General features: G+C 50.4%; 28 protein-coding genes and 1 tRNA gene. 6 read left to right on the top strand and 23 right to left on the bottom strand.

Annotated features, from left to right (window positions below):
• Positions 1-35 precede the first annotated feature (35 nt).
• The 8 genes from VA597_RS08375 to VA597_RS08340 form a co-directional block, all read right to left on the bottom strand.
• The gene (locus VA597_RS08375) at positions 36-413 is read right to left on the bottom strand and encodes a YraN family protein (RefSeq protein ID WP_326975637.1); all 378 of its coding nucleotides are present in this window, start codon (positions 411-413) and stop codon (positions 36-38) included.
• Positions 400-1,026: a ribonuclease HII gene (locus VA597_RS08370; RefSeq protein ID WP_128742334.1), complete on the bottom strand. Its 627-nt coding sequence runs from the start codon at positions 1,024-1,026 to the stop codon at positions 400-402. The genes VA597_RS08375 and VA597_RS08370 overlap by 14 nt, the downstream gene beginning before the upstream one ends.
• Entirely contained in the window at positions 1,019-1,885 is an 867-nt protein-coding gene (gene ylqF, locus VA597_RS08365; RefSeq protein WP_326975636.1) for a ribosome biogenesis GTPase YlqF, read from the bottom strand. The genes VA597_RS08370 and ylqF overlap by 8 nt, the downstream gene beginning before the upstream one ends.
• Positions 1,886-1,897: 12 nt before the next feature.
• Positions 1,898-2,479 (bottom strand): signal peptidase I, encoded by a 582-nt coding sequence (lepB, locus tag VA597_RS08360; protein ID WP_243112702.1) that lies wholly within the window; start codon positions 2,477-2,479, stop codon positions 1,898-1,900.
• A 35-nt stretch (positions 2,480-2,514) separates the two neighbouring features.
• Entirely contained in the window at positions 2,515-3,090 is a 576-nt protein-coding gene (gene lepB / locus VA597_RS08355) for a signal peptidase I (RefSeq protein ID WP_128742332.1), read from the bottom strand.
• A gap of 73 nt (positions 3,091-3,163) precedes the next feature.
• Complete coding sequence (gene rplS, locus VA597_RS08350; RefSeq protein WP_128742331.1) at positions 3,164-3,508, bottom strand: 50S ribosomal protein L19; 345 nt, start codon at positions 3,506-3,508, stop codon at positions 3,164-3,166.
• 168 nt (positions 3,509-3,676) lie between these two features.
• Positions 3,677-4,276, bottom strand: a complete 600-nt coding sequence (locus VA597_RS08345) for a peptidase M50 (protein ID WP_128742330.1) — start codon at positions 4,274-4,276, stop codon at positions 3,677-3,679.
• Entirely contained in the window at positions 4,273-4,884 is a 612-nt protein-coding gene (locus VA597_RS08340; protein ID WP_128742329.1) for a hypothetical protein, read from the bottom strand. The genes VA597_RS08345 and VA597_RS08340 overlap by 4 nt, the downstream gene beginning before the upstream one ends.
• 182 nt (positions 4,885-5,066) lie before the next feature.
• Here VA597_RS08340 and VA597_RS08335 point away from each other — a divergent pair, with 182 nt between their 5' ends.
• Positions 5,067-5,711 (top strand): lactate utilization protein, encoded by a 645-nt coding sequence (locus VA597_RS08335; RefSeq protein WP_128742328.1) that lies wholly within the window; start codon positions 5,067-5,069, stop codon positions 5,709-5,711.
• 118 nt (positions 5,712-5,829) lie between these two features.
• On the opposite strand, the gene VA597_RS08330 is transcribed toward VA597_RS08335, so the two are convergent.
• Positions 5,830-6,825, bottom strand: coding sequence for a choloylglycine hydrolase family protein (locus tag VA597_RS08330; RefSeq protein ID WP_326975635.1), 996 nt, complete (start codon positions 6,823-6,825; stop codon positions 5,830-5,832).
• A gap of 227 nt (positions 6,826-7,052) precedes the next feature.
• Here VA597_RS08330 and VA597_RS08325 point away from each other — a divergent pair, with 227 nt between their 5' ends.
• Positions 7,053-7,604 (top strand): ferritin-like domain-containing protein, encoded by a 552-nt coding sequence (locus VA597_RS08325; protein WP_128742326.1) that lies wholly within the window; start codon positions 7,053-7,055, stop codon positions 7,602-7,604.
• Between the two features lie 201 nt (positions 7,605-7,805).
• Here the strand turns inward: VA597_RS08325 and VA597_RS08320 are convergent, their stop codons facing one another.
• Positions 7,806-8,603, bottom strand: a complete 798-nt coding sequence (locus VA597_RS08320) for an HD-GYP domain-containing protein (protein ID WP_243112700.1) — start codon at positions 8,601-8,603, stop codon at positions 7,806-7,808.
• 201 nt (positions 8,604-8,804) lie between these two features.
• Between VA597_RS08320 and VA597_RS08315 the strand changes: the two genes are divergently transcribed.
• The gene (locus tag VA597_RS08315) at positions 8,805-9,365 is read left to right on the top strand and encodes a tyrosine-type recombinase/integrase (RefSeq protein ID WP_128742325.1); all 561 of its coding nucleotides are present in this window, start codon (positions 8,805-8,807) and stop codon (positions 9,363-9,365) included.
• Between the two features lie 874 nt (positions 9,366-10,239).
• On the opposite strand, the gene VA597_RS08310 is transcribed toward VA597_RS08315, so the two are convergent.
• The 6 genes from VA597_RS08310 to VA597_RS08285 all read right to left on the bottom strand — a co-directional run bounded on the left by VA597_RS08310 (position 10,240) and on the right by VA597_RS08285 (position 17,816).
• Complete coding sequence (locus VA597_RS08310; protein ID WP_205703214.1) at positions 10,240-11,283, bottom strand: tripartite tricarboxylate transporter substrate binding protein; 1,044 nt, start codon at positions 11,281-11,283, stop codon at positions 10,240-10,242.
• Between the two features lie 107 nt (positions 11,284-11,390).
• The gene (locus VA597_RS08305) at positions 11,391-12,899 is read right to left on the bottom strand and encodes a tripartite tricarboxylate transporter permease (protein WP_128742324.1); all 1,509 of its coding nucleotides are present in this window, start codon (positions 12,897-12,899) and stop codon (positions 11,391-11,393) included.
• Between the two features lie 12 nt (positions 12,900-12,911).
• Entirely contained in the window at positions 12,912-13,406 is a 495-nt protein-coding gene (locus tag VA597_RS08300; protein WP_128742323.1) for a tripartite tricarboxylate transporter TctB family protein, read from the bottom strand.
• A gap of 131 nt (positions 13,407-13,537) precedes the next feature.
• Entirely contained in the window at positions 13,538-15,499 is a 1,962-nt protein-coding gene (locus VA597_RS08295) for a sigma 54-interacting transcriptional regulator (RefSeq protein ID WP_164919001.1), read from the bottom strand.
• 36 nt (positions 15,500-15,535) lie between these two features.
• Positions 15,536-16,885, bottom strand: coding sequence for an enolase C-terminal domain-like protein (locus VA597_RS08290; protein WP_128742321.1), 1,350 nt, complete (start codon positions 16,883-16,885; stop codon positions 15,536-15,538).
• 562 nt (positions 16,886-17,447) lie between these two features.
• Positions 17,448-17,816: a winged helix-turn-helix transcriptional regulator gene (locus tag VA597_RS08285; protein ID WP_128742320.1), complete on the bottom strand. Its 369-nt coding sequence runs from the start codon at positions 17,814-17,816 to the stop codon at positions 17,448-17,450.
• A 104-nt stretch (positions 17,817-17,920) separates the two neighbouring features.
• Between VA597_RS08285 and VA597_RS08280 the strand changes: the two genes are divergently transcribed.
• Both VA597_RS08280 and VA597_RS08275 read left to right on the top strand, forming a co-directional pair.
• A complete protein-coding gene (locus VA597_RS08280; RefSeq protein ID WP_128742319.1) occupies positions 17,921-18,532 on the top strand; it encodes a sugar O-acetyltransferase in 612 nt (203 codons plus the stop codon).
• Positions 18,529-19,077: a flavodoxin family protein gene (locus VA597_RS08275; RefSeq protein WP_128742318.1), complete on the top strand. Its 549-nt coding sequence runs from the start codon at positions 18,529-18,531 to the stop codon at positions 19,075-19,077. The genes VA597_RS08280 and VA597_RS08275 overlap by 4 nt, the downstream gene beginning before the upstream one ends.
• A 513-nt stretch (positions 19,078-19,590) precedes the next feature.
• Here VA597_RS08275 and VA597_RS08270 read toward each other — a convergent pair.
• Positions 19,591-19,932 (bottom strand): winged helix-turn-helix transcriptional regulator, encoded by a 342-nt coding sequence (locus VA597_RS08270; protein ID WP_128742317.1) that lies wholly within the window; start codon positions 19,930-19,932, stop codon positions 19,591-19,593.
• Positions 19,933-20,052: 120 nt separating this feature from the next.
• Between VA597_RS08270 and VA597_RS08265 the strand changes: the two genes are divergently transcribed.
• Positions 20,053-20,958, top strand: a complete 906-nt coding sequence (locus tag VA597_RS08265; RefSeq protein ID WP_128742316.1) for a PhzF family isomerase — start codon at positions 20,053-20,055, stop codon at positions 20,956-20,958.
• A 230-nt stretch (positions 20,959-21,188) separates the two neighbouring features.
• On the opposite strand, the gene VA597_RS08260 is transcribed toward VA597_RS08265, so the two are convergent.
• The 6 genes from VA597_RS08260 to VA597_RS08235 form a co-directional block, all read right to left on the bottom strand.
• Positions 21,189-21,273, bottom strand: a tRNA-Leu gene (locus tag VA597_RS08260).
• 60 nt (positions 21,274-21,333) lie between these two features.
• On the bottom strand, positions 21,334-21,918 hold the full coding sequence (locus VA597_RS08255; RefSeq protein ID WP_128742315.1) for a toprim domain-containing protein: 585 nt from the start codon (positions 21,916-21,918) through the stop codon (positions 21,334-21,336).
• Positions 21,915-22,967 carry a DNA polymerase III subunit delta gene (holA, locus tag VA597_RS08250; protein WP_128742314.1) on the bottom strand — a complete coding sequence of 351 codons (1,053 nt, stop codon included), beginning with the start codon at positions 22,965-22,967 and terminating at the stop codon, positions 21,915-21,917. The genes VA597_RS08255 and holA overlap by 4 nt, the downstream gene beginning before the upstream one ends.
• Positions 22,967-25,195 (bottom strand): ComEC/Rec2 family competence protein, encoded by a 2,229-nt coding sequence (locus VA597_RS08245; RefSeq protein ID WP_128742313.1) that lies wholly within the window; start codon positions 25,193-25,195, stop codon positions 22,967-22,969. Before VA597_RS08245 ends, holA begins: the two co-directional genes overlap by 1 nt.
• Positions 25,196-25,218: 23 nt before the next feature.
• A complete protein-coding gene (locus VA597_RS08240; protein WP_128742312.1) occupies positions 25,219-25,761 on the bottom strand; it encodes a phosphoribosyltransferase family protein in 543 nt (180 codons plus the stop codon).
• A 36-nt stretch (positions 25,762-25,797) separates the two neighbouring features.
• Positions 25,798-26,136: a histidine triad nucleotide-binding protein gene (locus VA597_RS08235; protein ID WP_128742311.1), complete on the bottom strand. Its 339-nt coding sequence runs from the start codon at positions 26,134-26,136 to the stop codon at positions 25,798-25,800.
• Positions 26,137-26,149: the final 13 nt, after the last annotated feature.

Genomic DNA, 26,149 nt, shown 5'->3' with positions numbered 1-26,149 from the left:
CTTGCCGGAACGATCGGTCCGGTCATTTCAAATTCTCAATAATAGGACGGGTAACTGAATGCATCTTTGACGTGGCGCAGAGACTGCACTGCTGAACCGGTTCCCGCCGCTACAATCCCGATTACGTCAAATCTCGGCTGAAGCCGGGTGGGATGTTTCTGCAAATACAGCAAAGCGGTCTTGGCAATCTTCTTCTGTTTTCCCGGCGTGACGGCCTCTTCCGGCTCGGCAAGGGAGGACGCCCTCCGCGTCTTGACTTCGGCAAATACAATATATTGGCCGTTTTCCGCGATTATGTCGATTTCCCCGAATCTGCTCCGGTAGTTCCGTTCCAGGATCTGAAAGCCCTGCTTCCGCAGATATTCCGCAGCATATGTTTCCCCAAGAGGCCCCAGCCCGTTATTCATTCCCATATCCCGCCAGAATTTTTTTCAGAAAAGTTCTGCGGTGCACCGGGCAGGGCCCCATTTTTCGGAGCATCTCCCTATGTAGGCTGGTTCCGTATCCCTTGTGCTTGGCGAACCCATAGCCGGGGTAAATTTCATCGATTTGGCACATGACCCGGTCGCGGCTGACCTTGGCAAGGATGGACGCCGCCGCAATGCTGGCGGAAAGGGAATCGCCTTTGACGATCAGGCGAGTTTCCACACCGAGGTCCGGCATCCGGTTTCCGTCCACCAGCGCGCAGTCCGGTCTGAGCTGCAATCTGTCGAATGCCCGCCGCATTGCAAGAAAGGTCGCCTGCAGAATATTGACTTTGTCGATCTCATCCTCCGACGCAAAGCCGATCCCGTAAGCCAGAGCGGTCTGCAAAATGACGCCGTAAAGCTCTTCGCGTCTTTTAGGCGTCAGTTTTTTGGAATCGTTCAGACCCTCGATCCGGATATGAGGCGGAAAAATCACCGCGGCGGCAAACACGGGCCCCGCCAGCGGGCCGCGGCCCGCCTCGTCGATCCCGCAGACCAGCGAAAGACCGTCCCGCCGGGCCGCATTTTCATAGAAATGCCAGTCAACCATTTTATTCATCGGCTTTCTCCAGCGTAATTCTGCCGATTTTTCCGGCTCGGAACTCGTCCAGAAGCATGATGGACGCCCGTTCCGTGTCAACTTCTCCCCCGCCGACGAGCATTCCGCGCTTTCTGCCGATCAGCTCCAGCAGCCGACCGCCGCTCAGGTCGGACATTTCATTTTCCAAACGATATCTTCGGGCCAAAAGCCCCGCATAATCGTCACGCAAAACCTCCAGCAGCCGGCAGGCGAGGGTTTCCGTATCGAGAATTTCATCCTTGATCGCCCCGGTGAACGCCAAGCGTTCTCCAACGGCCGGATCATCAAACTTTGGCCAAAGGATTCCGGGGGTGTCGAGGATCTCCATCTCTTTGCCCACGGGAAACCACTGGCTGCTGCGGGTGACGCCGGGCCTGTCCTCAACGGATGCGCGGCTGTTTCGGGAAAGACGGTTGATCAGCGAGCTCTTTCCCACATTGGGGATTCCGGCGACAAGGATCCGGACTCTGCGCCCCGGCATTCCCTTCGCTTTCCATGCCTCCAGCCGGTCCGCAAGGATTTTCCCGGCCAGCGGAAGAAAACCGTTCAGCCCGCTTCCCGTATGGCAGTCCACGGCGATTGCGTTCAAACCGCGTTCGCCCAAAAAAGCGATCCATCTCTTAGTCGAAGCCGGGTCCGCGAGATCGGCTTTGTTTAAAAGAACCATTCGCGGCTTTCCCTTGGTCAGACGGTCCAGATCCGGGTTTCGGCTGCTCACCGGAATTCTGGCGTCCAGAATCTCCGCTACCGCATCGACCAGCCTGATATCCTTTTCCAACTGCCTTTTGGTTTTGGCCATATGGCCCGGGAACCACTGGATCGGCGGGCTTTGCTGCATGGAACTTCCCCCTTAGTTGATTTTTCCGAAGCGGTCAAACGGATAAACAACCCATTCCGCCTTGCCAAGAATAAAGCGCTGGTCCACCATTCCCACATCGCTGCTGCGGCTGTCATTGGAAACGGGACGGTTGTCGCCCAGAACAAACACGCAGCCTTTCGGCACAGTCAGCGGGAACCGGTAATCGGAAGCCTGTGTGGTGATTCCGTTCTGGATATAACGGGACTCATCCAGCCGTTTTCCGTCGACGATCACAGTGCCCGATTGAAAATCGATATCGACCGCCTGATTTTCCAGCGCGATCACGCGTTTAATAATCGGTTCCGAAAGCCCCTGCGTATGGGTGATCACAACGACATCGCCCTGCCTCGGCTTATAAAACTGACTGAAAAGAAGGACCCTGTCATCGGAATGAAGAGTCGGGAGCATGGATGGGCCGCTGACGCTGACGATTCTCATCGCGAACGAAAACAGGATCACGACAATGATCAGGGAAGTGATCAGCGCCTCCATCCATTCATAGCAATTCGCGGCAAAAGCGGCAATGTCAAACGGCTTTTTCTTTTTTTCAGTTTCCGGTTCCGCTTTTTTCAACGGAAAGTCAGCTCCTTGTCAGGTCAAGTACCGCACTATTCCACAACCGAATGGAACGGATTCAAAAGAAAGATTACCTTTCCGACGACATATCTGCAGTCGATCATTCCTACCTCTTCAAACCGGCTGTCCTCGGAAATCGTCCGATTGTCACCCAGAACGAAAATATGGCCGTCCGGCACTTTCCGGGGAAACGTGACGTCATACTGATCTTTTGTAATTCCGTTTTTGATATACGCCGACTCATCGAGTTCTTTTCCATCCACCGAAACGACTCCGGTTGTGAAATCGATATCGACCGTCTGCCCCCCGGTCGCGATGACTCGCTTGATGATTCGCTCTTTGAGCCCCGTTCCATGTTCATCGATGACAACGACGTCTCCCTGAGAAAGGCCGCCGTTCACGCAGGACACCAGCACCCTGTTCCCGTCGTGAAAATTCGGCTTCATGGAATCCCCGTCCACAACAATATTGACACGGAACAGAAAAACAAAAAAGACCATAATAACGGCCAGGGAAATCATCAAAGCCTCCACCCACTCGTAGCAATTCTCCGCCACACTGTTTCGGACGGCTTCCTCTTTCCGGCCGGCTTCCGGTTCGTCCTTCATACCATTTCCTCCGATCAAAAGAACAAAAAAGGGACACCGAAATGTCCCTTCTCAAGCGCCGTTATCAATTCACTTACTGAATCTTGCCCTTGACCTTCGCCGCTTTGCCTACCCTGCCGCGCAGGTAATACAGTTTTGCACGGCGGACACGGCCGCTGCGGATCACCGTGATTCCCTTTACATTGGGAGAATGCAGCGGAAAGACCCTTTCCACGCCCACGCCGTAGGAAACGCGGCGGACGGTGAATGTCTCCCCAACCCCGGAACCTTTACGGGCGACAACAGTGCCTTCAAAAGCCTGAATTCTCTCCCGTTCGCCTTCGCGGATGTTCACGTCCACCCGCACGGTATCGCCGATCTGAAAGACGGGCAGCTCCGTTTTGGTAGAGTCCTGTGCAATCGTCTTTAATGCATCCATTATATTATCCTCCTAAATTTCAGACATTCATGCCGGAGGCAGAGGACTGTCCGTTTCAAGCCCTGGTATCAGGCGTTGAATCCCATCAGATCGCTCCGACGGATCTCAAATACCGTATTATCATACCACATTCCTCCAGACAGCGCAACATTTTTTCTTTTGCGGGGCTCAAAAATATTTTCCCCGTTTAAAGACCAGCAAACACATCAGGTAGATGCAGACCAGCAAAAGAGTATAATTCCCCGGGGAGTGAAACAGCGTCAAAAATCCCACGGCGGAAAGAGGCGCAAGAAAAAGGAACGAGACGATTCCGACTGCACGGCATGCGGCGGACGGTTCCCAGCGCAGGCACAAAAGCGCGTACAGAGCCTGTCCCCCATCCAACGGCTCGATCGGCAAAATATTAAAAAGGAACAAAGTGAAATTTGCCAACATCATATTTCTGTCCGCCGCACTGCGGAACACATAAAACAAGCCCGCCGCCAGCAAATTGGCCGCGGGCCCGGACAGCGACACGACTGCATCCTTCCAATATCCGCGGTCCGGCCTGGAATTCCGGACAATATCAATCCCAAATATATTGAACCGGATTTCCTCCGGCAGACTTTTGAAAGCGTACATCACCCCAAGATGGCTGCATTCATGAAGGGCCGCCGCTGCCAGGCCCGCGGCGGCCACACCGCTTCTGTCAAACAGAAGCAGCAGGGCCACAAGAGCAAAAAAGAAATAGCTGAAAGTGATCCGGCAGCCGCCAACCGAGAAAGTCATGGCGAAGCAGGCGGCGAGGAAACATTTTCCCCGCCGGAAGGAGCGTTGGCGGCATTGTTCTGCGACGGAACGCCGGACGAAACCGGAGCTGAGGCGCTGTTCTGTGACGGGGCGCCGGATGATTCCGCAGCCGAAGCATTGTTCGGCAACGTGCCTCCGGATGCCGCTCCGTTTTCCCGGACGGAAGAAGGACTTTGCGACGATGCGCCGTCCGGCGCCTGGCTGTTCTCCCCCCTGGAGCTGGAGATCGTGGACCAGAGATCGATCACCACATGTTTGATATTGTCCACCTGTGAGTCCGCGACGATCGAATTATTCAGAGATTCGAAATACCAATTCCTTACATTCTGGTAAACCGCGCCTCCGTTCAGGCGCAGCGCAACGGCCGCCGCCAAAACCGCCGTGCAGGCGACAATCTGGATCGTTGTGAGCAGCCTGGTGCTTCCCTTTCTTTCGGGGATGTCATTTTCATCCGGCGCCTGGTCTTCCAGGTCGGATAATTCCGACTCCGGGTCGTCAACGTCGTTCCACGGATTTCTTCCCTTGGAGCCCGTCACCGTCAGATTTTTGCTTTTCCGCTCTGCCTGCAATTTTTCACTGCGCTTCATTTTCGGATCCTCCCGCAAATCACATTCGAATAATCATATGAAAAAGGGCGCGCAAACAGAACAGGACAGGGCAAAAAGTAGGCGCGGCTTTCAGGTGCGGACAAGCTGTTGTTTTTACAGATTTTTCTTGCACCGCGGCAGTATATTTGATAAAATTACCATTGAGAAAAGAGGGATTTCAGATGAATCTTGCTTTAACGCAAATGGCGCAGAAAAAGATCGAGTCCGCGGTGAAGGCTTTGAACGCCAACCGCTTTGACGCGCGTTTTGTGCCAAACCGGGAAGAGCTTTTAACGCTCCTTGGCGGAATGGTGCCGGAGAATGCCGTTGTAGCGAACGGAGGTTCCGCCACGCTGGAAGAAACCGGTGTGATGGATTTTATCCGAAGCGGAAAATTCCGGTATCTTGATCGCTACCGGAGCGGGATGACTCCCGAAGAGATCCGGGAAATCTTTGTCCGTTCGCTGGACTCCGACTGGTATTTTACCAGCTCCAACGCGATCACAATGGACGGCCAGCTTTTTAATATCGACGGAAATTCCAACCGCGTCGCTGCGATTGCATACGGTCCCAGAAACGTAGTTGTGGTCGCCGGCGCAAACAAGCTGGTCCAGAACCTCGCAGAGGCCGAAAGCCGGGTGAAGAACTGGTCCGTCGCGGCAAACTGTTTCCGTCTTAACGTAAATACCACCGGCTGCGCGTTGACCGGGAAATGCACCGACTGCAAAAGCCCGGACCGGATGTGCTGCAACACCCTGATCAGCAGTTTTCAGCGCATACCGGGCCGAATCAAGGTTTTCCTGCTGCCGGAAACACTGGGGTATTAACCGCTTGTTTCTTCGCAGGCGCGCCCGATTAAGGAGAACGTTGAAGCCCGCAGAATAAAGCGATCCCGGAAACCTGTGAATGCCGGTTCCCGGGATTATTTATCGTTGCAGCGGCGTTTCAGGAGATTTTTCTGAAAAAAGCCGGGCGCGTCAGGTCTCCTAAGCAGATCGGCTGTTTTCCGTTTTCATAATTGTCCCAGAGACTGGCGACGGCAATTTCGCTGTTGTCATAAGTCTTAAAAAAATACTCACATGTTTTCGTGTTCATAAAAGCGATATATTTCGTATAGTCGAAGGTCCCTCTGTCGGTCATTACGGCTCCCTTGGGAACCGTAACGCTTTCCATAATATGAAAGCAGGAAACAACCGTCTCCGTATCGTCAGCAGGCAATTGTATGTGCGTTTTCTGATAGGCCGTTCTCACAAAGCGCTCAGGCGACGTATAACCCCCCGGCAGCAGCGCGGTCCCCCCTGCCTGACCGAACGGCTTCAGAGGTACTTCCCCCCAGGAAACTTCGCTGTTCTGCTCCGGAGAAACCCCCATGTAATTTCTCAGGTTTGTCATCTGCCACTGAAAGCCGGGACTGTTCGCCAATACCCCAATCGGATTTAAAAACAGTTTCAGTCCCTGTTCCGTCGGTTCAATCACGGCGCTTTTCCCGCTCCGGTCGGCCGCGATCCAATGCAGGGGAGCGACCGTTTTGGTCACGGGGTCCGGAACTCCAAACAGAGAAATCTGCCACGGAACTTCTTCCAGTTCATCGACCGACCCATACTTTCCCAAGAGATAATGAAGAAAATCCACAGCCGCAATCGGCTGCTTTTTTTCTCCTTCCGCTTTCAGGTCATACTTTGCACAGCCAGGAAAATATAACGCCGCGGCGGCGAACCCTTCTTCATTGATCCCGTCAAAGAAGCCCATCATGCCTTCGCTCTCCTGACCGGTTCCGATGAAGCTGTAACGATCGCTGAACTGATTCATATTTAAAATATTATGCCACACATAATTTCTGCGCACGATATAAAGCTTCGGCTCGATCGGATAGGAAAAATCCATCGTTCTCCCCAAAAAATTCACTACCTGCCTGGATTGCAATGAGATTGCAGTACACAAACACGATTCATTCCTTTCTGCACAGATTCTTAAAGGGCAATTTTTCGCTGAAGCCCACCGCGGACAATCCGCATACAGCAAAACCTGATCTCTCCATAAGATATGGCGGCAGCGGAAAAATATGTCTTCTTTGGCTGCCGGACGCCTTTTTTTCGGTTTTTATACGCAGCAGAGAATAAGCGCGAGTTTTCATTCATATATGTAGCTTGGAAGAAGGGGGATTTTGCATGGCTCAAACAAGCAGCAAAGTAATATACAGAGGCTATACTGATTCTTCTCCTTATCCGCCCGCCAAAGTTTCGGCCCCAAATAAGCAGTACGCAAATCTTCTGATGGACGATTTTGCAGGCCCCAAAGGCGAATTTACAGCCATGAGCACATATTTTTACCACCATTACACCGCCGCTGAGACAACAGGCGACTACGGTGTAATGACAATGCGCATCGCAATCGCTGAAATGAACCACATGAACATTCTCTCCTCCCTAATCGGCCAGTTGGGCGGGGAACCGGTCTTTCGCGGCGGATTCAACTCAGGCGGAAAATATTGGACGTCTAGGAACGTACTTTATACACAGGATCTTAAGCAGAAACTTCAGAATGCGCTGGAAGGTGAAATAAAAGCAATCGAAAATTATCAGAAGCATATTACCCTGATTGACGATCCGCTCATTAAAAAGGTCCTGGAGAGAATTATTTTGGATGAGGAATTGCATAAAAGCTACATTATCCAGACGATCGCGGCCATGAAAGGCAGCGGCGCTTCCTTGGCATATTGAAATTTGCTGCCGTTTAATCAATCGGCCATGAATCTTCGATAGATTCCAGGCGCCGAACAGGAAAATAGGAATCCCGGAAGCCAGCGTTCATGCGGCCTCCGGGATTTCTTATGTGTCTCATTCGCCCAATACGGGTACAGGACCGGCGGGGACGGAAAAGAAAACCGTTCTGAAAAGCGCGGATTCAGCCTATGAAATTATTTATCCCATACATTGAGCGAGCGTATCGACATAGCTTGCAGCAAATTTTTCCCCGTTGTTTCTCAATTCCCGTATCCCATTGCTTCCGCTCTTCAGCTGCTTATATGGACGATAAGATGTTATCGCATCAAATGCATCCGCTATCATAACGATTTTGGCGTATTCCGAAATTTCATCTCCTGAAATACCATATGGATAACCGCTGCCATCCAGGCGCTCATGATGCTGCAATATAATATTCATGCATTCCTTCGATAAATTCCATTCCTGCGCCATATCATAGCCTAATTCACAGTGCTGCCTGACAATCAACTTTTCCTGTTCATCGAGCTGCCCGGCCTTCTGTAAAATTTTTTTGGGGATCAAAAGTTTTCCGACATCATGCAGCAAGGCCCCCAGGCAGATTTCACTTTGCGTTTTTTGGTCGCAATTCGATTTTATCGCGATAAAGGTTGAAATCAATGCTACGTCAACGGAATGAGTGTACATCCAATCAATATAGTTGCTTAACGCACATACATATATCCACCATGGAAATGATTTTGAACCGAAAATAATATCGCTTACGATGGCACTTGCATCTTTTAATGAGTTCCCGGCCATCTGCGGAAATTTGTCCGATATCTGTTCAACGCTGTCTTTGACTGTAATTTTATCGTTTACTTCATTCTGGTCCTTTCTTGCAATATTGCCATCCCACAATTTTTGACGAACCCGTTTTGTGAGTTTTTGTCCCTTCGCAATCAATAACACTCCATTTTCATTATATATATCTCTCGTTGCTATGACTTCCGGCACGATGCACACTCCTTTCAAAAATAATATAAAAAGCAATCTAATCTTTGAAATGTAACACTTTGATAATTTTGTTACATTTCACTCTTTAAAAAACGGCTTACTATCAAGGTATTTCAGGATTAATTATTTTATTAGAAATATATTATGCTATTTTAAATGTAACATTTTTATTTATATAATTCTAAGAATGAGGAGATAAACATGACAGTAGAACCGATACGAGACAAACAAAAAATAAACAGCATGTTTTTTTATTTAAAAGGAAAAGACCCCAAATATGGGCTTTTATTCAAATTCGGCCTGAATACCGGATTAAGGATCAGCGACATTATTCCGTTGAAATTAAGCGACATTTTGAAAAACGATCATGAATTTCACGACTATTTAGTCGTAAAAGAAAAGAAAACTCAAAAAGAAAAAAAAATAAAGCTGAACGATGCCCTTAAGAAAGAGGTTATCTGCTATTTAAAGAGCAGGGAAAACACAGTCAGCTCTTACCTTTTCTACAGTAATAAGGGCGGGCATATCAGCAGAATTCAGGCATACCGGGTTCTGAAAGAAGCGGCGGATTTTTGTGGAATAGAAAACTTTGGAACCCACAGTCTGCGCAAAACCTGGGGGTATTGGACTTATAAAAAATCAAAATACAATATCGGCTTAATTATGAGCACTTTTAATCACAGTTCCCAGCGAATCACTTTACGCTATATCGGAATAACTCAGGACCAGCAGGATGAACTGTATTTATTGGTTCAATTATAATTATAATGAAATTTCCATATATTCCGCATGGATAATTTGAACCTGTATAAATGATGTACAATAAGGTAGAAAAATGTAACAAAATTATCAAAGTGTTACATACGGCACTATTTCTTTCCTAATTTTTGTTATTATATATTATCGGATTTTCTCATCATACTTATGTTTGCCATTATTCCGCCAATAAAGCTAGCTCATCTTTCCAGAATCAAGGCCGCCGGGAAGCACTCGACGGCCTTGATTTTTTAATGAGCCGGTTCCATCCGGTTATTGCTTTTCTATTGATGGAAATACCAAAAAATAAAACCCGCCACAGCTTGGCGGGTTAGGACTCTTTCAGCGGGGCTATATTCACTCTTTTTATCTATTCAGCTTCCATGCATCATACTGCCGTCTGACTTCGCATATAGTTATCCCATTGCCCTTAGCATAATCCCTCCACAATCTGCTCTGCGTTGAAAATCCCGTTCCGAACGGATCCTGAATCTGACGCAATCGTTTGTCCAGCCGTTTTAGATCGTCTGTTGTCACATTGTTGCCCTCACTTCCGTAATATTCCATATAGTTATTATATTACAAAATTCGACTATTAAGGGTGTAAAAAAGTAGTTTTTTGATAACCTGCGGTGAACATTGAAAAAATAAATACTTGATGATTTTATAAAGGAAACGCGGAACGGACTGGCACACTGATAAATCCGCATCATACTATTTTATTGTGCTCAATCGAATAATCTTCAGATTCATAGAGTCCATAAGGTTTAACCCTCTGAATAAATCAGCCCCGCCATTCTCCGGCGGGGCCTAGTATCTCAGCGAATTGAGTTCAGGCCGCCCACCTCCCAGCGGGCGGCCTGATAAATTTCGCTCTCTATTAGGACTTATTCAGTTTGCCCTTATAATTCATGAAATCATCGCGGGTGCTTTTCAACAGGCTAACTGCGTCGGAACTGTTATAATAAGAAACCGGCTGGTTGTAGGAAGCCTTCAAAGCCTGTGCATAATCCGAATTCTCCGTAATTTGTTTTGCGACGGAATCCATTTTGGAGATAATCGCAGGGTCCGTTCCCTTGGGGAAAGCAATAATATACGGCTTTTCCATCGTAAAATCAATTCCTCCCTCTTTCAAGGTGGGAATATCGCTCAGATTTTCGTTTCTTTCGGAGTTAAACTGTGCGATGACATTCAATTGGCCGGTTTTCTGGTAATCCTTCACTGTTCCGTAAGTAATGGCCGCAAGGCTGATTCGTCCGGCCAGAAGGTTGGAAACCTTATCGGATGCGGAGCCCGTATCAACAATTTTGAAACTGATTCCCGCTTTGTCCTCCAGCATAACACCCTGAAGATTGGAATAGCCGCCCAGTTCGGAACCGTAAAGAAGCTTTCCGGGATTCTCTTTCGCCTTTTTAAGAAGATCGGCAACAGAGGCAATACCGGAAGCCTTGCTTGCAACCAGAACCGTCCCTTTGTCAACCGCGGGGATGCAGGCAATGTCAAAAGAGTCCAAGTTGTAATTGATGAGTCCGGCAACTTCGTTGACAATCATCTGTCCCGTGTGGCCGAACAGCACCGTGTACCCGTCTTTGGCGGCGTCTTTCACAGTCGAAGTCGCGATGCTTCCGCCGCCGCCGCTCTGATTCGTAATAACCATGGTCTGACCGGTAATTTCCTTAAAATATGTCGCAAAGGTACGCGCATTGAAATCCGTATCTCCGCCGGCGCCGGCCGGAACTATGACCTGCACTGTTTTCTTCGGCCAGTCCGTTGTTGAAGCGGATGCCGCCTGAGAAGCTGCGTCCGTCTTACTGCCTGTTGAAGAAGCGGCATTGGAAGAAGACGTATTGCCGGAGCACGCCGTCATGCTCCCGGCTGCCAGCAGCAACGCCACCGCAACAGAACCCCACTTTTTTACATTCATAAGCTGAATTCCTCCCTAAACTGTATTTAGATTTTTTATCGTCAAACTGATCTTTTAAGACCAGAAACGATTTTGGAACCAATTTATCCTCGGATCAGCGCCGGAAATCATCCGGCGTTTTCGGCGGTTTTCTTTTTCCGCATTCCCTTCAGTGCATTCCAGCCCAGGTAAATGATTGTACACCCGAGAAATACGGCGCTGATCGGCTGCGTAAAGAACCCGGAAAAGCTGTTGCCGGAAAGCATCAGCGCCCGCAGGAAGTTTGTTTCCGTCATGGAACCGAGAATGAAACCAATTACCATAGGAGCCTGCGGAACATGGAACCGGGTAAACACATATCCGATTACGCCAAACGCCAGCAGAGCCCAAACGTCAAACATGCGCCCGGATAAGGCGAAGGCGCCGACCACGCAAAAGACAAAAACAATCGGCAACAGAATATATTTGGGAACCTGAAGCATTTTCGCGAAAACGCGCAAGCCAAAGAATTCGATCAGCAGCATCAGGATATCGGCAATGCAAAGGGCCGCAAAAATGTCATAAACCAGCTGGCCCTGCGAGCTGAACAGCAACGGCCCGGGAGCAATTCCGTGCACCATGAACGCGCCTAAAAGGATTGCCGTCACGCCGTCGCCCGGGATTCCCAGAGTGAGCAGCGGGATCATGGCGCCGCCGATCGACGCATTGTTGGACGTTTCCGACGCGACGACTCCGTCCATGATTCCGGTGCCGAATTTTTCCGGATGTTTGGAATGATTCTTGATCGCGGAATAGGCAACCAAGTTGGAAGTCGAGGCCCCAATGCCGGGCAGGATTCCGATGCCGGTGCCGATCAGCGAAGCCATCAGGGCGTTCCCAAGCTGCGCCTTAAACTCTTTGAGGGTAAACCCGAACCCCTTGATATGTTTGTAATCGATTTGCGCGACCGGCGAATCCCCGCCGTTTTTTGCGGTCTCCGCCGTTTTGATGATCTCAGAAACCGCAAACAGGCCAATCAGTACGGACAGCACGTCGAATCCGCTGCTCAGCTCGACGCTGCCGAATGTAAAGCGCTGCACCGCGTTGACCGGCGCGATGCCGATGGTGGCAAAGGCCAGGCCCAGCGTTCCGGAAAAGATACCCTTGACCATAGAACCGGAAGACAGAGTGGCAATCAGGCACAAAGCAAAAATAGAAAGCGAGAAGTATTCATGAGGGCCGAACGCCAAAGCGCCCTTTGCGATCTGAGGAGCAAGGAAAATCAAAACGACAATGCTGAACATCGTCCCAAGAAAGGAAAAAACGACGCCGGTCCCCAAGGCCTTGATCCCCTCGCCGTGCTCCAGCATGGGATGCCCGTCAAAGCATGTCGCGACGGAAGAGGGAGTGCCCGGTATTTTGAGAAGAATGGCGGAAATAAGTCCGCCGGACACAGAGCCGATATAGAGCGACAGCAGAAGCCCCATTCCTATGGCCGGGTCCATGCTGTAGGTCATCGGCAAAAACAGCGCGATCGCCATAACGGACGACAATCCCGGGATCGCCCCGAAAATGATGCCGATGACTGTTCCCACGATCATCAGCGCAAAGCAGTACGGCTGAAGGACATTCGCCAAGCCATTGATAAACAACTCCATTTTGTAGTCTCCTTAAATCATTGTAAAGATGCCCTGCGGCAGCATCACGTTCAGCTCCGTATACCGGAATACCAGATAAATCGCCACGCTGGAAACCGCCGCAATCACCACATACTTTACATAACCGATTTTCTTGCCGGCCGGCGTCATAACGATAAACTGTAAGAAGAGGTATAAGGTGGTCGACAGAACAAATCCGATATACTGCATCAGAGCAATATAGGCAACGATCAGCGCAACGGTGTAGAAGACCGTTTTGCCGTCTTTTTCACCGCCGCTCTCGCTCGCCTCACGGCCTTTGTTTTTAAAATAAGCGCCAAATTGAAAAGCGGTGAGCAGGAACATGATCAGATCAATAATCAGAGGAAAAAATCTGCCGTTGAACATTCCCCCGGTAATCGGTATCTGAAGAGTAAGGATCAGGTATCCTGCGGCAATCGCCAGCATAATCAGGCCGAAAACCAGATCGTTATACTTTTTCATAAAAAGACTGTTTTTAGAGTTCAATTGTCATCCTCCCATTTCATTCAGCGGCACGGCAGCACTTTAATATCCTGCCGGATCGAAAATCCGAATTTTTGTTTCCTCAGCTTCTTTCCGGCGCGGGCAGTTGGAAACGACGATCGGCGGATCTTCCACTATCCCTTCCCCGGACCCTGCGGGATGTCATCCGGTTCCAGCAGCCCGACGTTTTTGTCGACTTTGCCCACGCCAAGTTTTTTGATCCTGCGCCAGAGCGTGGTCTTGCTGATACCCAGCTCCCGTGCGATCCGTTCGCGATCCCCGCCATACTTCGCAATCAGCCGCGCCAGCAGAGCGGCCTCCGGGCTGTCCAGCTCCTGCTTTGCGGGAACCGGGAAGTTCAACACCACCGGATAAGCCTCCATCAGCAGATGACGGACATAGTCCCCATTCACGCTCCTGTGGGGCGACATCAGCAGCAGACGTTCACAAAAGGCCCTTAGCTGCGGCAGATTTCCAGGCCAGTCATATTCCATCAGCTCGTGTTTCGCATCCTTGGTCAGGCTGAGGTATCGGCTGTAACGATGCTCAAGCTCGTTGATGGTCCGGTCGATCAGCGGATCCAGGTCCTCCTTTCTTTCCTGCAGCGGCGGCACCTTCAGGCTGAAAACATCGATTGCGTAAAAAAGGCTGGCGGAAAAGGCGCCCTGTTCCATGCGCAGGCCAAGGTCGCAGCCGGTCATTGCGATGATGCGGACGTTAAGTCTCTGCGGGCTGTAGGCGCCGCAGGGGATGGACGTCCCCGTCTGAAGGTAATGCAGCAGCCGGCGCTGCGCGTCCATGCTGAGATGCTCCACATCTTCCAGCAGCAGCGTCCCATCGTTGGCGGATTCGAACATGCCGTGGGAAGCCTCGTCCTGTCCGCCGCGGCCAAACAGCGCCAAACTGCACTGCCCGGGTTCCACGCACCCGCAGTGAAACGTCACAAACGAATGATCGCGGCGGCGGCTCTCATTGTGCACAGCCTGGGCAAGCTGCATTTTTTCCGTCCCCTCCGGCCCGGTGATCAGCAGCGGGGCGTCGGATTTCGCGCAGATCTTCGCCGCACTGAGGACTTGCTTCATCGCTGTGGAATGGACGTATTCAAATGCGGAAAAGTGAAAGGCCGCCACAAAACCCTGCCGGTAGATGGCCTGCCGGATATTGGACTCCATGCGCGAAAGCGCGACGCTTTCCTGCAGCGAAAGGATCACGCCGCCCACCTGTTCCCCCACCAGAATCGGGGCGAAATTCACCAGAAACGTTCTTTCATGCAGCTGCATGACACGGGCGAAAATATCTTTGCCTTTCTGCAGCACCTCGTTAAAGATCTCCATGTCCAGTTCCGGGATCAGGCGGTCCACCATGCGCCCGGCCGCGATTCCAGGCCGGAGGTCAAGCATGCTTTCCGCCACGTGGTTCATACTGACAACCCGGCCTGCGGGATCCAGCCATATAATACCGTTAAAAGAATAATCCAGCAAAGCACGCATCTGCGCCGTGTTTTCCCTCTCCCGGTCGCTGGTGAGGGCAACCAGCTCGGCCTGCCGCAGCGCATTGGCGATGCTTTCCCGCCCGGAGTTGACAAACATACTCGGCACCCCATGCTTCTGCGCGTACTGGCATGCAATGTCACCACCGAGGATCACGTCGCTGCCATCCTGAAGCGCCTGACGCGCCGCCTCTTCAATATAATTTGAATCTTCAACAAAATACTGTCTGAGCTGCACGTGAAAGAGCCGGTCAAACTCCTGCATATCGGAATACATGTTGCTCTGCCCTACCACCGCGATGGACGGGTTTTCCATCTGAACCATTTTTTTCGCCGCATCCACCATGACGCCCATTTCCTGGCCGGTCAGCAGCAGCTCCACCAGCGGGATTTCCACCATCTGCTTGATCAGGCGCGCCTGTTGTCCCCGGGCAATGATAACGTCCACATGCTCACTTTTGGCTTCCTCTGCTACGCTCTGCACTTCCCGGCCGTCGACCACCCGAAACAAAATGGGCTGACAATGCTGGAGCCTTTCCTGCGACGCCACTTTCATGGCCAGGTCCTGAATATCCATATGCGGCGACACAAACATTACCTTCGCCATTGGCATCCATCCTTTTCGTTTAGGCGGCAAGCAAGCTTAGCGTACCAAAGCAGGCCTTTTGTGATCGTATCTCCAGTTTGGAATCAAAAATTGCATTGCCGCCGCATCGTTCCGGTCATGACTGGGCAGCCGGTTATAAAACTCGTTTGCCTTCATGACCTTTTCCATATCCAATGTTACTCCCAGACCAGGTTTGGAGGGAAGGGACAAATAGCCGTCCTGAATCACCGGGGTATCCTTCAAAAGGTTTTGCCCGTCCTGCCACACCCAGTGCGTATCCAGGGGAGTAGGATCGCCCGGGGCCGCACAGCCCACCTGCGCAAATGCCGCCAGCGTAATGTCGAAATGATTGTTGGAGTGTACTCCCCACGTCAATCCCCAGCTTTTGAGAAGCTGCGCCATTCGGATCGTGCCGTCAAAGCCCCAGAAATGAGGATCGGCCAGAATGATGTCGCAGGCGTTCAGGCTGACGGTATGATAGAATTGCCGCCAGTCCGTGGCGATCATGTTGGTGGCCACCTGGAACTGCGTTGCGTTCTTGAATTCCCTCATGATCTCACGGCCGGAAAATCCGGATTCAGGACCGCAGGGATCCTCCATATAAGTAATCACGCCGTGCATATCCTTGGAAAGCTCAATCGCCTCTTCAAGGCTCCAGGCGCCGTTCGGGTCGATGTTCACCCTGGCCTCCGGGAACAGCTTCTTTACCCTGCGCAGCGCCTCCATTTCCTCGGCGCCTTTCAGCACGCCGCCCTTCAGCTTGAAATTCCGGAACCCGTATTTTTCATGCAGGCACTGGGCCTCCTCCGCGACCCGGTCTGGGGTGAGGATTTCCTCTCTGCGCATACGGAACCACGGATCGGGGCTGTCTGATTCATCCAAATAACGAATGTCACCGGCTTTGTACTTGGATTTATCAGAAACATAAAACATGTAACCCAGCATTTCGACTTTTTTTCTCTGCACTCCTTCGCCCAAAAGCTCCGCCATCGGAACGCCCAAAAATTGGCCCATCAAATCAAGCATCGCGCATTCGATTGCCCATTCGCTTTTCACGACAAATTTCAGTTTTGAGATGTCGAGCGTCTGAATGCCTTCTCCCTCAAGATCTTTGCCGGAACTCGCCATTTTATGAATGGTCTGCAAAACGCGGCGATACTGCCCGATTTCACGCCCAATCACCAGAGGCTTTACTGCATTCAGAGAATCGCAGGTGTAATCGCCCCCGTGGATTTCTCCGATGCCCTGATGGCCGGAGGAATCCTCCAGGACCACAAGGTTGCGCGTAAAATAGGGCGCATGTGCGCCAGAAAGCGTCATCAGCATGCTGTCATATCCGGCGACGGGAATAACTTTCATATCCGTAATGATGGGTGAATTAGTCATATTTTAGCATTTCTCCTCTAGCTGTTATTCTTTTCACCAGCACTATTTTAAAATAGCATTATTTTCATCGGCTTTCCATTCGCAATTACATGAATTTCTTCCATGATTTTTGAAGGATGTGGGAAAAAAGCATTTCTGCGATTTCAAGTTTCATTTTTTTATTTCAACATTTCATATTCTGCCGTTTTGAGCGGCGATTCCATTTATTTTTTTATATGAGCCAAATGACAGCCGGTTCACGGGTTGCCCAAAGCCGGCTGGCAGGATTCCGGACTGTGAATAGACCTCTAGGTAAACAGTGATGCTCCTGTCTGCCTAGAGGTCATTTCCTTGTCGATGTTTTGGGATAAGATAACGGCCGTGTCAAGCCGGTATAAACGGATAATCGTCTGCCAGCAAAAAAGGAATGCAGCTGCATTTGCCGCATTCCTCTTAAGCATTGTGCCCGCAGGCGGCGCCATCTTTTGCCGCGGTATTTCCCCTCTCCGTATCATGGGCTTACGGGCAGTTAGGCGGTATTTACGCCTAAAAGCCGAATAAATCGATCGTGCCAGAAAGCGTTTTATTTATCTATGGGCTGTTTTTTTCGCGGCAGTCGGTTGCTCTCGCCCCATTCGCACATCATATTCAAGACGGGGATCAGGGACTCTCCGCGTTTTGAAAGAGTATATTCTACCTTTGGAGGTATCTGGGGATACTCTGTGCGGACGATTAACTGATCGGTTTCCATTTCTTTCAACGTATTGCTGAGCGTTTTATAGGTAATTGTACCAATACAGCGCTTCAGTTCGTTAAACCTCAGCACCGGCTTATACTCTGAAAGCCAATACATGATAATCATTTTATATTTACCGCCGATAATCGACAGAGTATAGCCGAAACCGGTATCTTCCATCGCCACACCTGTCGGGCTGCAATTTTCAATCGCCATATTACGCTCTCCCTCAGTATAGTATATATCTTGAATGTAAGTACTTGACTAATAATATATATACGCTATCCTTGTCTTAGTGTCAATTAAAAGGGGGATTGATTATGACGGAAAAAGAAAAAATGCTTTCAGGCAGACTGTATATTGCACAGGACGAAGAACTGGCACGGATGAATCAAAATGCAAAACGTCTGATTCGCCTGTTCAATCAAACGAATGAGGAAGAGTCTGGCAAGCGTATCGTTTACTTGAAAGAATTATTTGGTTTAACAGGTGAAAATATCTGGATTGAGCCGACTTTCCATTGCGACTATGGCTGTCATATTTTTGTGGGAGAAAACTTCTACGCCAATTACGACTGCCTCATTATTGATGTGTGCACTGTGACCATCGGCGATCATGTTCTCTTTGGTCCTCGTGTCTGCGTTTATACGGCCGCACACCCTATTGACGCAGAAGTACGGGCAACCGGCTTGGAATACGGAAAACCCGTGGCCATCGGTAACGACGTATGGGTCGGCGGAAACACTGTCATCAATCCCGGTACTACCATAGGCAATAATGTGGTGATCGGTTCCGGTTCTGTGGTTACAAAGGATATCCCAAGCGGTGTTATTGCAGCCGGAAATCCCTGCAAAGTGCTGCGGCCCATCACAGACGAGGATTCCAAATACTGGAACACAAAGCGAAAAGAATATAAGAAAGGATCAAAATGAGTAAGAAAATCTTGGTACTTACAGGCAGTCCCAGAAAAGAGGGCAACAGCGACCTGATGGCAGATGCATTTATCAAAGGAGCGCAGGCCGCCGGAAATACAGTTAAAAAGTATGAAACCGGCTTAAAGAAAATAAATGGCTGTAAAGCCTGCAACAGATGTTACTCCAAAGGGGCAGCCTGCGTGTTCGGAGACGATTTCAATACGTTGGCTCCGCTTATGGAGCAAAGCGATATGCTTGTCCTTGCAACACCTATGTATTGGTTTACTTTTCCGGCGCAGCTGAAAGCGGCTCTGGATAAAATGTATGCGCTGCTTATCGGCGGCAGACAGAGCAATATTAAAGAAAGCATTTTACTCGCTTGCGCCGAGACTCCAGAAAAAGCTGATTTTGATGGTTTGGTCAGGACCTATGAATTGATCACGTCTTATCAGAAATGGACTGACCTCGCCCATCTGCTGATCCCAGCCGTTGTAGAGAAAGGAGATATTCTACATACAGATGCCCTGAAAAGGGCAGAAGAACTGGGATTGTCATTAAAATAAAAACATTGTCTTATTCCAGACAGATTATTGACAAAATACTGCTCAGACAAATTTTTTTCAGGAAATGGTTGTTTAAATCAAAACTACGCGGCGGATACGTGGTGTGCACAAGCCCTGAAAGGACATAAGACTGGCACGCGTCTCAAGACACATCGAAAACTGTTAATCACATTACGTGTCCTACAGCCCGCGAGCAGGCAACATTCGTAAACCTTATGGCTTTAATAGTCACGAGACTGTCAGTTTCTCCGCTTCGCTCCGAAAAAGCGGAAAGGTGCAGACCGATGCATCGGGGGACATCGCGGCGGTGCCGCTACTGAAATTGCACGTTTAAACCGAAAATAATATCATCTGTTACATCAGCCCGAAGGGCCGACATTCGTTCGGCCTTTCGGGTTTTTCAATGGCATATCCGGTCAAAAAAGCATTTGCCATCGCTTCCGTTTACGCTTATAATCTCCCTCTTTCAAAATAGTGGGATTTCAATATTCACATGCTTGTGACAAGCAGATTTTACATGTATTTTTTGCCCCAATTACACAATTCTTTTAAGGCGGGCTCTAAAGACAGACCCAATTCCGTGATACTGTATTCGACCTTGGGCGGTATCGTTGGATACACCTTCCTTTCAATCAGATGGTCAGCTTTTAAATGTTTTAGCTCTTCCGTGAACACTTTATGACTTATTCCAGGCACTTTTAATTTCAATGCGCCGTATCGCACAGGGGAACCCTTTATAATGTGCCATAATATGACGGCTCTCCACTTACTCCCGATTACGGTTATTGCAAAACCGATGGAGCAGGTAAAGTCTTTTTTTCGCTCTGTCTGATTTGGAAAACTATTATCCGCCATCTGGATTCTCCTTATTCTTACCCCGTAGTTAGCAACGAACCCCAAAGTACATTCTTGCGTATAAATATTGAAATTGTATAATTGATATGATAAGACAAAATTTAATAGGAGATGTGTATTATGAAAAAAGTCTATCACATATATCAAATTGATGCTTTTACAAAAAAACGTTTTACCGGAAATCCGGCCGGTGTCGTTACAAATGCAGACGGATTATCCGATTTGGAAATGCAGCAGATCGCCAGAGAACTTAACAATTCGGAAACCGCGTTTATCATTACGGAAAAGCACAGGGGCTATGATATGCTTGTACGCTTTTTCACGCCAACCAAGGAAGTCCCGATTTGCGGACACGCAACAATCGCGGCACACTATGCAAATGCATTGGAAAAACATATGCAAGGTCATACTCGCGTTTTGCAAAAAACAGGCGCCGGGATATTACCTGTGGATATTTATCGGGAAGGTGATGATTACCGGATTGCTATGACGCAAGGAAAAATCCAAATTGACGAACCGTTACCCCCGGACTTTCAAAAACAAATTCTATCTGCGCTGGGATTGGAAGCTGACCAGCTTTTGCCGTCCTGTCCAATTGCCATTGCATCGACCGGGCATTCTAAAGTAATGGTTGGAATTCGACGAATTGAACAGCTCCAAAATCTTAACCCTGATTTATCCGCGCTGGTTCGCATTAGCAATGCCATTGGCTGCAACGGATACTATGTGTTCACACTTGATACCAAAAAGCAGCCGCTTGTGCATGGAAGGATGTTTGCACCGGCTATCGGCATCCCGGAAGACCCGGTAACCGGTAACGCTAACGGGCCGCTCGGCGCATATCTTGTTCATTTTGAGTTTGCAGACAATACCAAAAATGAGTTCTCATTTGAAGCAGTTCAAGGCGAAGCGATCGGAAGAATGGGCACCATGACAGTTAAAGTATCTATTTCAGACAAACAACCCATCAGCGTCCAAATTTTCGGGAATGCTACCATAGCCTTTTTAACAAAAATAGAGATTTAATGGTCTTATGTACATTGGAGAGTCCTCTGAACCGCGCGTTGTTATAATAATTTGCAAATAGAAGTTAAAAGTCATGCGTCGGATCAAACCCTGACACATGGTTTGATCTAAAAGTTTGATTGCACCTTAAAATTAATTGTCCCCGTAAATCCCAAATAAACCCCATTGGGGTCAATATGCAAAAAAGAAACCCGAAAAGCCAGCATTTATGCCGCTTTCCGGGTTTAATATGGTGCGCGAGACGGGACTTGAACCCGTACGTCATACAACACACGCCCCTCAAACGTGCCTGTCTGCCAATTCCAGCACTCGCGCTCAGCAAGAGGTATTATATCATCTTTGCAGCTGGCTTGTCAACACAAAATCGCCGGTTTTTTAAAGTTCCGCCGCAATCCGGGCAAATTCTTCATAGCTCAGGATTCCATTGAGCACTTCCAGCAGAGCATTTGCGGACAAATGCTCTGGAAGAGAAAGCCTCTTCAGCAGAGCGGCGCGCTTCTCTGAACTTGAGGGACCGCCGGATAAGCCGCAGAAAAAGAAATCCGCCTTCGTGATCCGCCGCACCAAAGGCAGCCGCTCCTCTTCCACACCGGCTCCCGCGCGCAGCAGTGCCCGCTTTAAAATTTCCGCCGGCACTCCTTCCACACCGAGTTTCCCTTCGCGGGAAGGCTTTTGCTTTCTCTTTTCTTTTCCAAGAATATCCGGGATGTAGGCATGGCGAATCTTTTCAGGTGCGATGCAACTGGAGAGGTAATTGCGGATCAGAAATCCCGCTGCGTCGCTGTCCGTCAAAATCAGGATGCCGCGGGTATCAGCCAGAGAGCGAATCAGCGCCATTTGATCCGGGTCCTTGAAAATCCGGAATCCGTTCGTTTGCAGGATCAGGCCGTCGATCAGGGAAGACAGCTTGATCTTATCATATTTTCCCTCTACGATCACCGCTTCCTTCACGCGAATCAAGCTGTTTTTCCCCTTTCGGCCAGAATCAGAAGCCTGGCAATCAATTTTTCCAGCACAATGCGCCGGTCGCCGCGGGAACTTTTCAGCGCAATGTCCGCCGCGAGAAGTTCTTTTAGGCTTCCACGGAACATTCCGTCCGGGTAGCGCCCCGCATCGCGTTCGGCATTCCTGAGGCGGAATTCCTTGCGGGCGTAGTCGAAGTGTTTCGCCGGCTCCGTCGCGCTCAGGCCGCTCTGGACCGACGCCCGGACACGGTAAAGGTCAAGATAAGCCGAGGAAAGCACCGCTAGGATTGCAACCGGTTCCTCCCCCTGCTCCAAAAGAAGATTCAAAATGGAATAGGCCCGGTCGCCTGAACCGGAAAGTACCGCCTTGGAAAGATCGAAAACGCGTGCTTCCAGATTTTTCACAGCAAACCCGTCGATCAGCTGCTCCGTGATTTCTCCCTGCTTGACATAGGAGCAAAGCTTTTCCAATTCGCCGAACAGCGCGGTCAAGTCGGAACCGCAGCAGGCGACAAGGCGGCCGGCATTGCGCGGCGATAGAACGCATCCGCGCTTCTGCGCGCCGGAGCAGAGGAGTTTTTGGAGCTGAGCATCCGTGCGCCTGCCGAAGCGTACAACGTTTCCATTGCTTTTCATCAGATCAATCAGCTTCTTCCAGTTCTTCCCCTTCTTTTCATCCACCTCCAAATTGGGAAGGGCAACAACCAGGACTGTCGTTTCCGGAAGTGACATAATCATTTCTTTCCATTTTTCCGCTTCCACAGTTTTCATCGAATCCGCATCGGGGTCCGAAACGAGCACGCATTTCCGCTCCGCAAAAAAGGGAAGCGACTGCGCGGCCTCCGCAATCCGGTCCGCTCCGGTCTCCCCACCGTCGAACTTTTGAAAGTTGAAGTCGGTAAACTGCCGCCCGGATGCTTTTTCCGAAAGCTTTTTCATGTAGTGCGACACCAGATATTTTTCTTCCCCATACAAAAAATACAGTCCGGCAAAATTTGATTGTTCGATTTGCTTTTTCAGTTCGGCCTCCGTGATTTCCGGCATTATGATTCCCTCCCGACCGATAAAATACGGTCCCCTCTCAGTTCAAGCACAACTGTCCCGAATCCGCCCGTCCAGAAAGTATGATTCCCATTCTGGGCCGGCAACTTGCAAAGGTCCTGCTCATCCATGGACAGAATCGTGCAAAGAGGATGAAGCCCCGCCGCTTCACCAGGCAGCATGTCCGTGATCAGGAAATCCGGAGACAGCCAGCTTTCAGGCAACGCGGAGGCATCAGCTTCTGCCGGCAGCAACAGGACGGAAACATTTTGGACTTTCATTCGAACGGCTATCCCGCCGTTGCAGCTCCTCTTTTGGATTTCGATATTCTGCCATGCTTGTTCCGATGAAGCATCTTCTTTTAAGAAATCCGATCTGGAACCTGCTGCGGCCTCCTGAACGAATCCGTCATACCGGCTGCCTTCCGGCATGGATAGATGATCTGCGGAAATCCGCTTTGTCAAGTCGGCGGAATTGACGTCCTCTTCATGGTCTTTTGTCAAAAGACACAGTTCGTCAAGGCTGCGGATATTTCTGCCGGACAGATATTTTTTTATATTATTGGAATTGTACCCGCCGCATCCGAACACCGCGGAATGTCCGTTTTCGGTAACCGCCACGGAAAGGCCCGTTCCAACGTCGAGCGCGGCGATCCGGGTCACGCCGCGGGAGATGATTCCATAGCTCAGAATGCCCGTGACGAGCATCACTGCGGAAAGAATCCCCGCAGTCAAAGTCAGCCGCCGGCCTCCGTGCGCGGAGAAGGCCGCCGCAAACAGCAGAATGGAACCGGCCAGCCACAGAAAAATATAGCCGTAGGAAGCCGAAACGCTTGCGAAAGGCACTCTCGCCAACAGTTTGGCACAGGTCAGCAGATATTTGGAAAGCAATCCCCCGGAAAGCGCAAACGGCATCAGAAGAAACGACTGAGGAGCAAACAGACCGATTACCGCCCCAACTGCGGACAGGGAAATCATCAGCGAAGCCGGAACCAGCATCAGCAGGTTGGAAATCGGGGCGATCAGGGAAACGCTTCCAAACGAGAGAATCATCACAGGCAGCGTGGATACAATCGCGGCCGCCGACGTCGCCAGGATCCCGTCAATGCCCCGCGTCAGCCGCCGCAGCGGCCGGAGCCGGTCCAAGCGCCCGTCAAGCCAGTTCTGAATCGGCCCCGCAAACAGAATGAGGCCCAGCGTGGCTGAGAAGGACAACAGCAATCCCACATCCGCAGCCGCATACGGATTCGGCAGGCAAAGGATTAAAACCGCCGCTCCAAGTGAATTGAGCGGATCGGCACGGCGGGACATCAGAGGCGCCGCCAGGCAGAGTAGACACATGATGCCGCTCCGCACCACGGAAGGGACAAAACCCGTTACCGCCATAAAACAAAGAATTCCGGCTCCGGCGATCGGGGCGGAGCGCCGTTTCGGAATCCGAAGAAGACCAAACAGCAGAAACAAAAGTTGGGCGATCGTCGCCATATGAAGGCCGGAAACGGCGAGCAGATGGGAAACACCGGCGGAACGGAAATCTTCCTCCGTCTCCGTCCCCAAAGAAGTTTTATCTCCGAGCAGCATTCCCCGGATCAGGCTGGATGCCTCCTGCTGCGGAAGCATCGAATCCACGGAGGAAATCATCGCCTGACGAAGCAGAAGGGCATAATAATACGGAGGTTTCGAACCGGGCGGCATGACGGAGACCCTCCCGGGCCCGGAAAGATAAGCAAACATCCGGATTCCCCGGGACTCATAATAAGACTCGGAACTGTAGCCCTCCCCTCCCTGCGGACGAAAGAAGTGCACTTTGCAGCTGATGCGGGAATAAGGGCCGACGGAAAGCTCATTCTGCGAGGACAGACGGATTTTAAACTTCTGCGGCGTGCCCGGCACCGAAACCGAATCAAGTCTGACCACATAATACCACCGCCCGTACTGCGAATACGGCAGCTCACAGACCGTGCCCTTTACTTCCGCATCCGCCCCGTCCAACACACGGGGCGGCTCGACCGCCGCCCGGGAATAACCCGCAAAGCAGCCAAATGCAACCGCCGCCGTCAGAAACGCCGCAGGGAACACCATGACTTCACGCATTTTTCGAATGGAGACAGACAATGCGAAAAATGCAATGCAACACCAAAATAAATAATACGAATTTTCGGCGCCCAGATAAACCGCGGCCGCCAGCGTCAGCAGATAGCAAAATCCCACCAACACCAGCGGCCGTCTCATATAATCTCCCCCAAAAAGGCTGCCTACTTAAAAAACAGCGGCAAAGGCTGCAGATAAACGATGTCCTTGCGGTCCTTCGCGTCGCCTTCCGCGAGCACGCAGGCCCGGCCGACGATCCTGCCGCCGTACAGGTCCACCAGCTTTTCCATCGCAGCGAGGGATTCCCCCGTGCTGATGACGTCATCCACAATCAGGACGCGTTTGCCGCGCATCACTTTTTCGTCTTCCTCCGAGAGGAAAAGCTTCTGAACATGATCTGTCGTGATGGATTTGACTTCCACTGAAATTGGATTTCTCATGTACGCTTTCACGCCTTTGCGGGCCACGACATATTTGCCGCATCCCTGCCGGGCCATTTCATAGCAAAGCGGGATTCCCTTGGTTTCCGCGGTCACGACCACGTCGTGCTCCGGGCATCTTTCAAGCAGCGCCGCCGCGGATTTTTCCGTGATCTCCACATCTCCGAGCATAATAAAGCCCGCTATGTCGAGGTGCTCGTCGATCGGGCAGATCGGCAGATCGCGTTCGCATCCCGCGATCGTCATATGGTAGTACTTTTCACTCATGGCACAAGATCGACCTTTCAAAATAAACTGACGCTTTCAGCCCGGAGGCCATTTCATCGAGCGCCCGCCCAGCAGATGAAAATGCAGATGCGGCACCGACTGGCCGCCGTCCGCGCCTGTGTTGCAGACAACGCGGAACCCGCCGTCCAGCTTGTTTTCCTTTGCAAGCCGGGCCGCGACTTCGTAGATATGGGCAACAACGGCACTGTTTTCCGGCGTGATTTCAGCGACGGAGCCAATGTGATTTTTAGGAATCAAAAGGATATGAACCGGCGCCTGTGGTTCCAGGTCATAAAAAGCTAAAATCCGATCGTCCTCGTAAATCTTTTTACACGGGATTTCTCCCGCAGCAATTTTGCAGAATACACAATCCAAGGCAAATCCTCCT

Origin of the sequence: Caproicibacter sp. BJN0012, assembly GCF_035986805.1 — a bacterium.
Taxonomy (GTDB): domain Bacteria; phylum Bacillota; class Clostridia; order Oscillospirales; family Acutalibacteraceae; genus Caproicibacter.
Note: the sequence above shows the minus strand (reverse complement) of the source record. Positions and strands in the feature narration are given on the sequence as shown.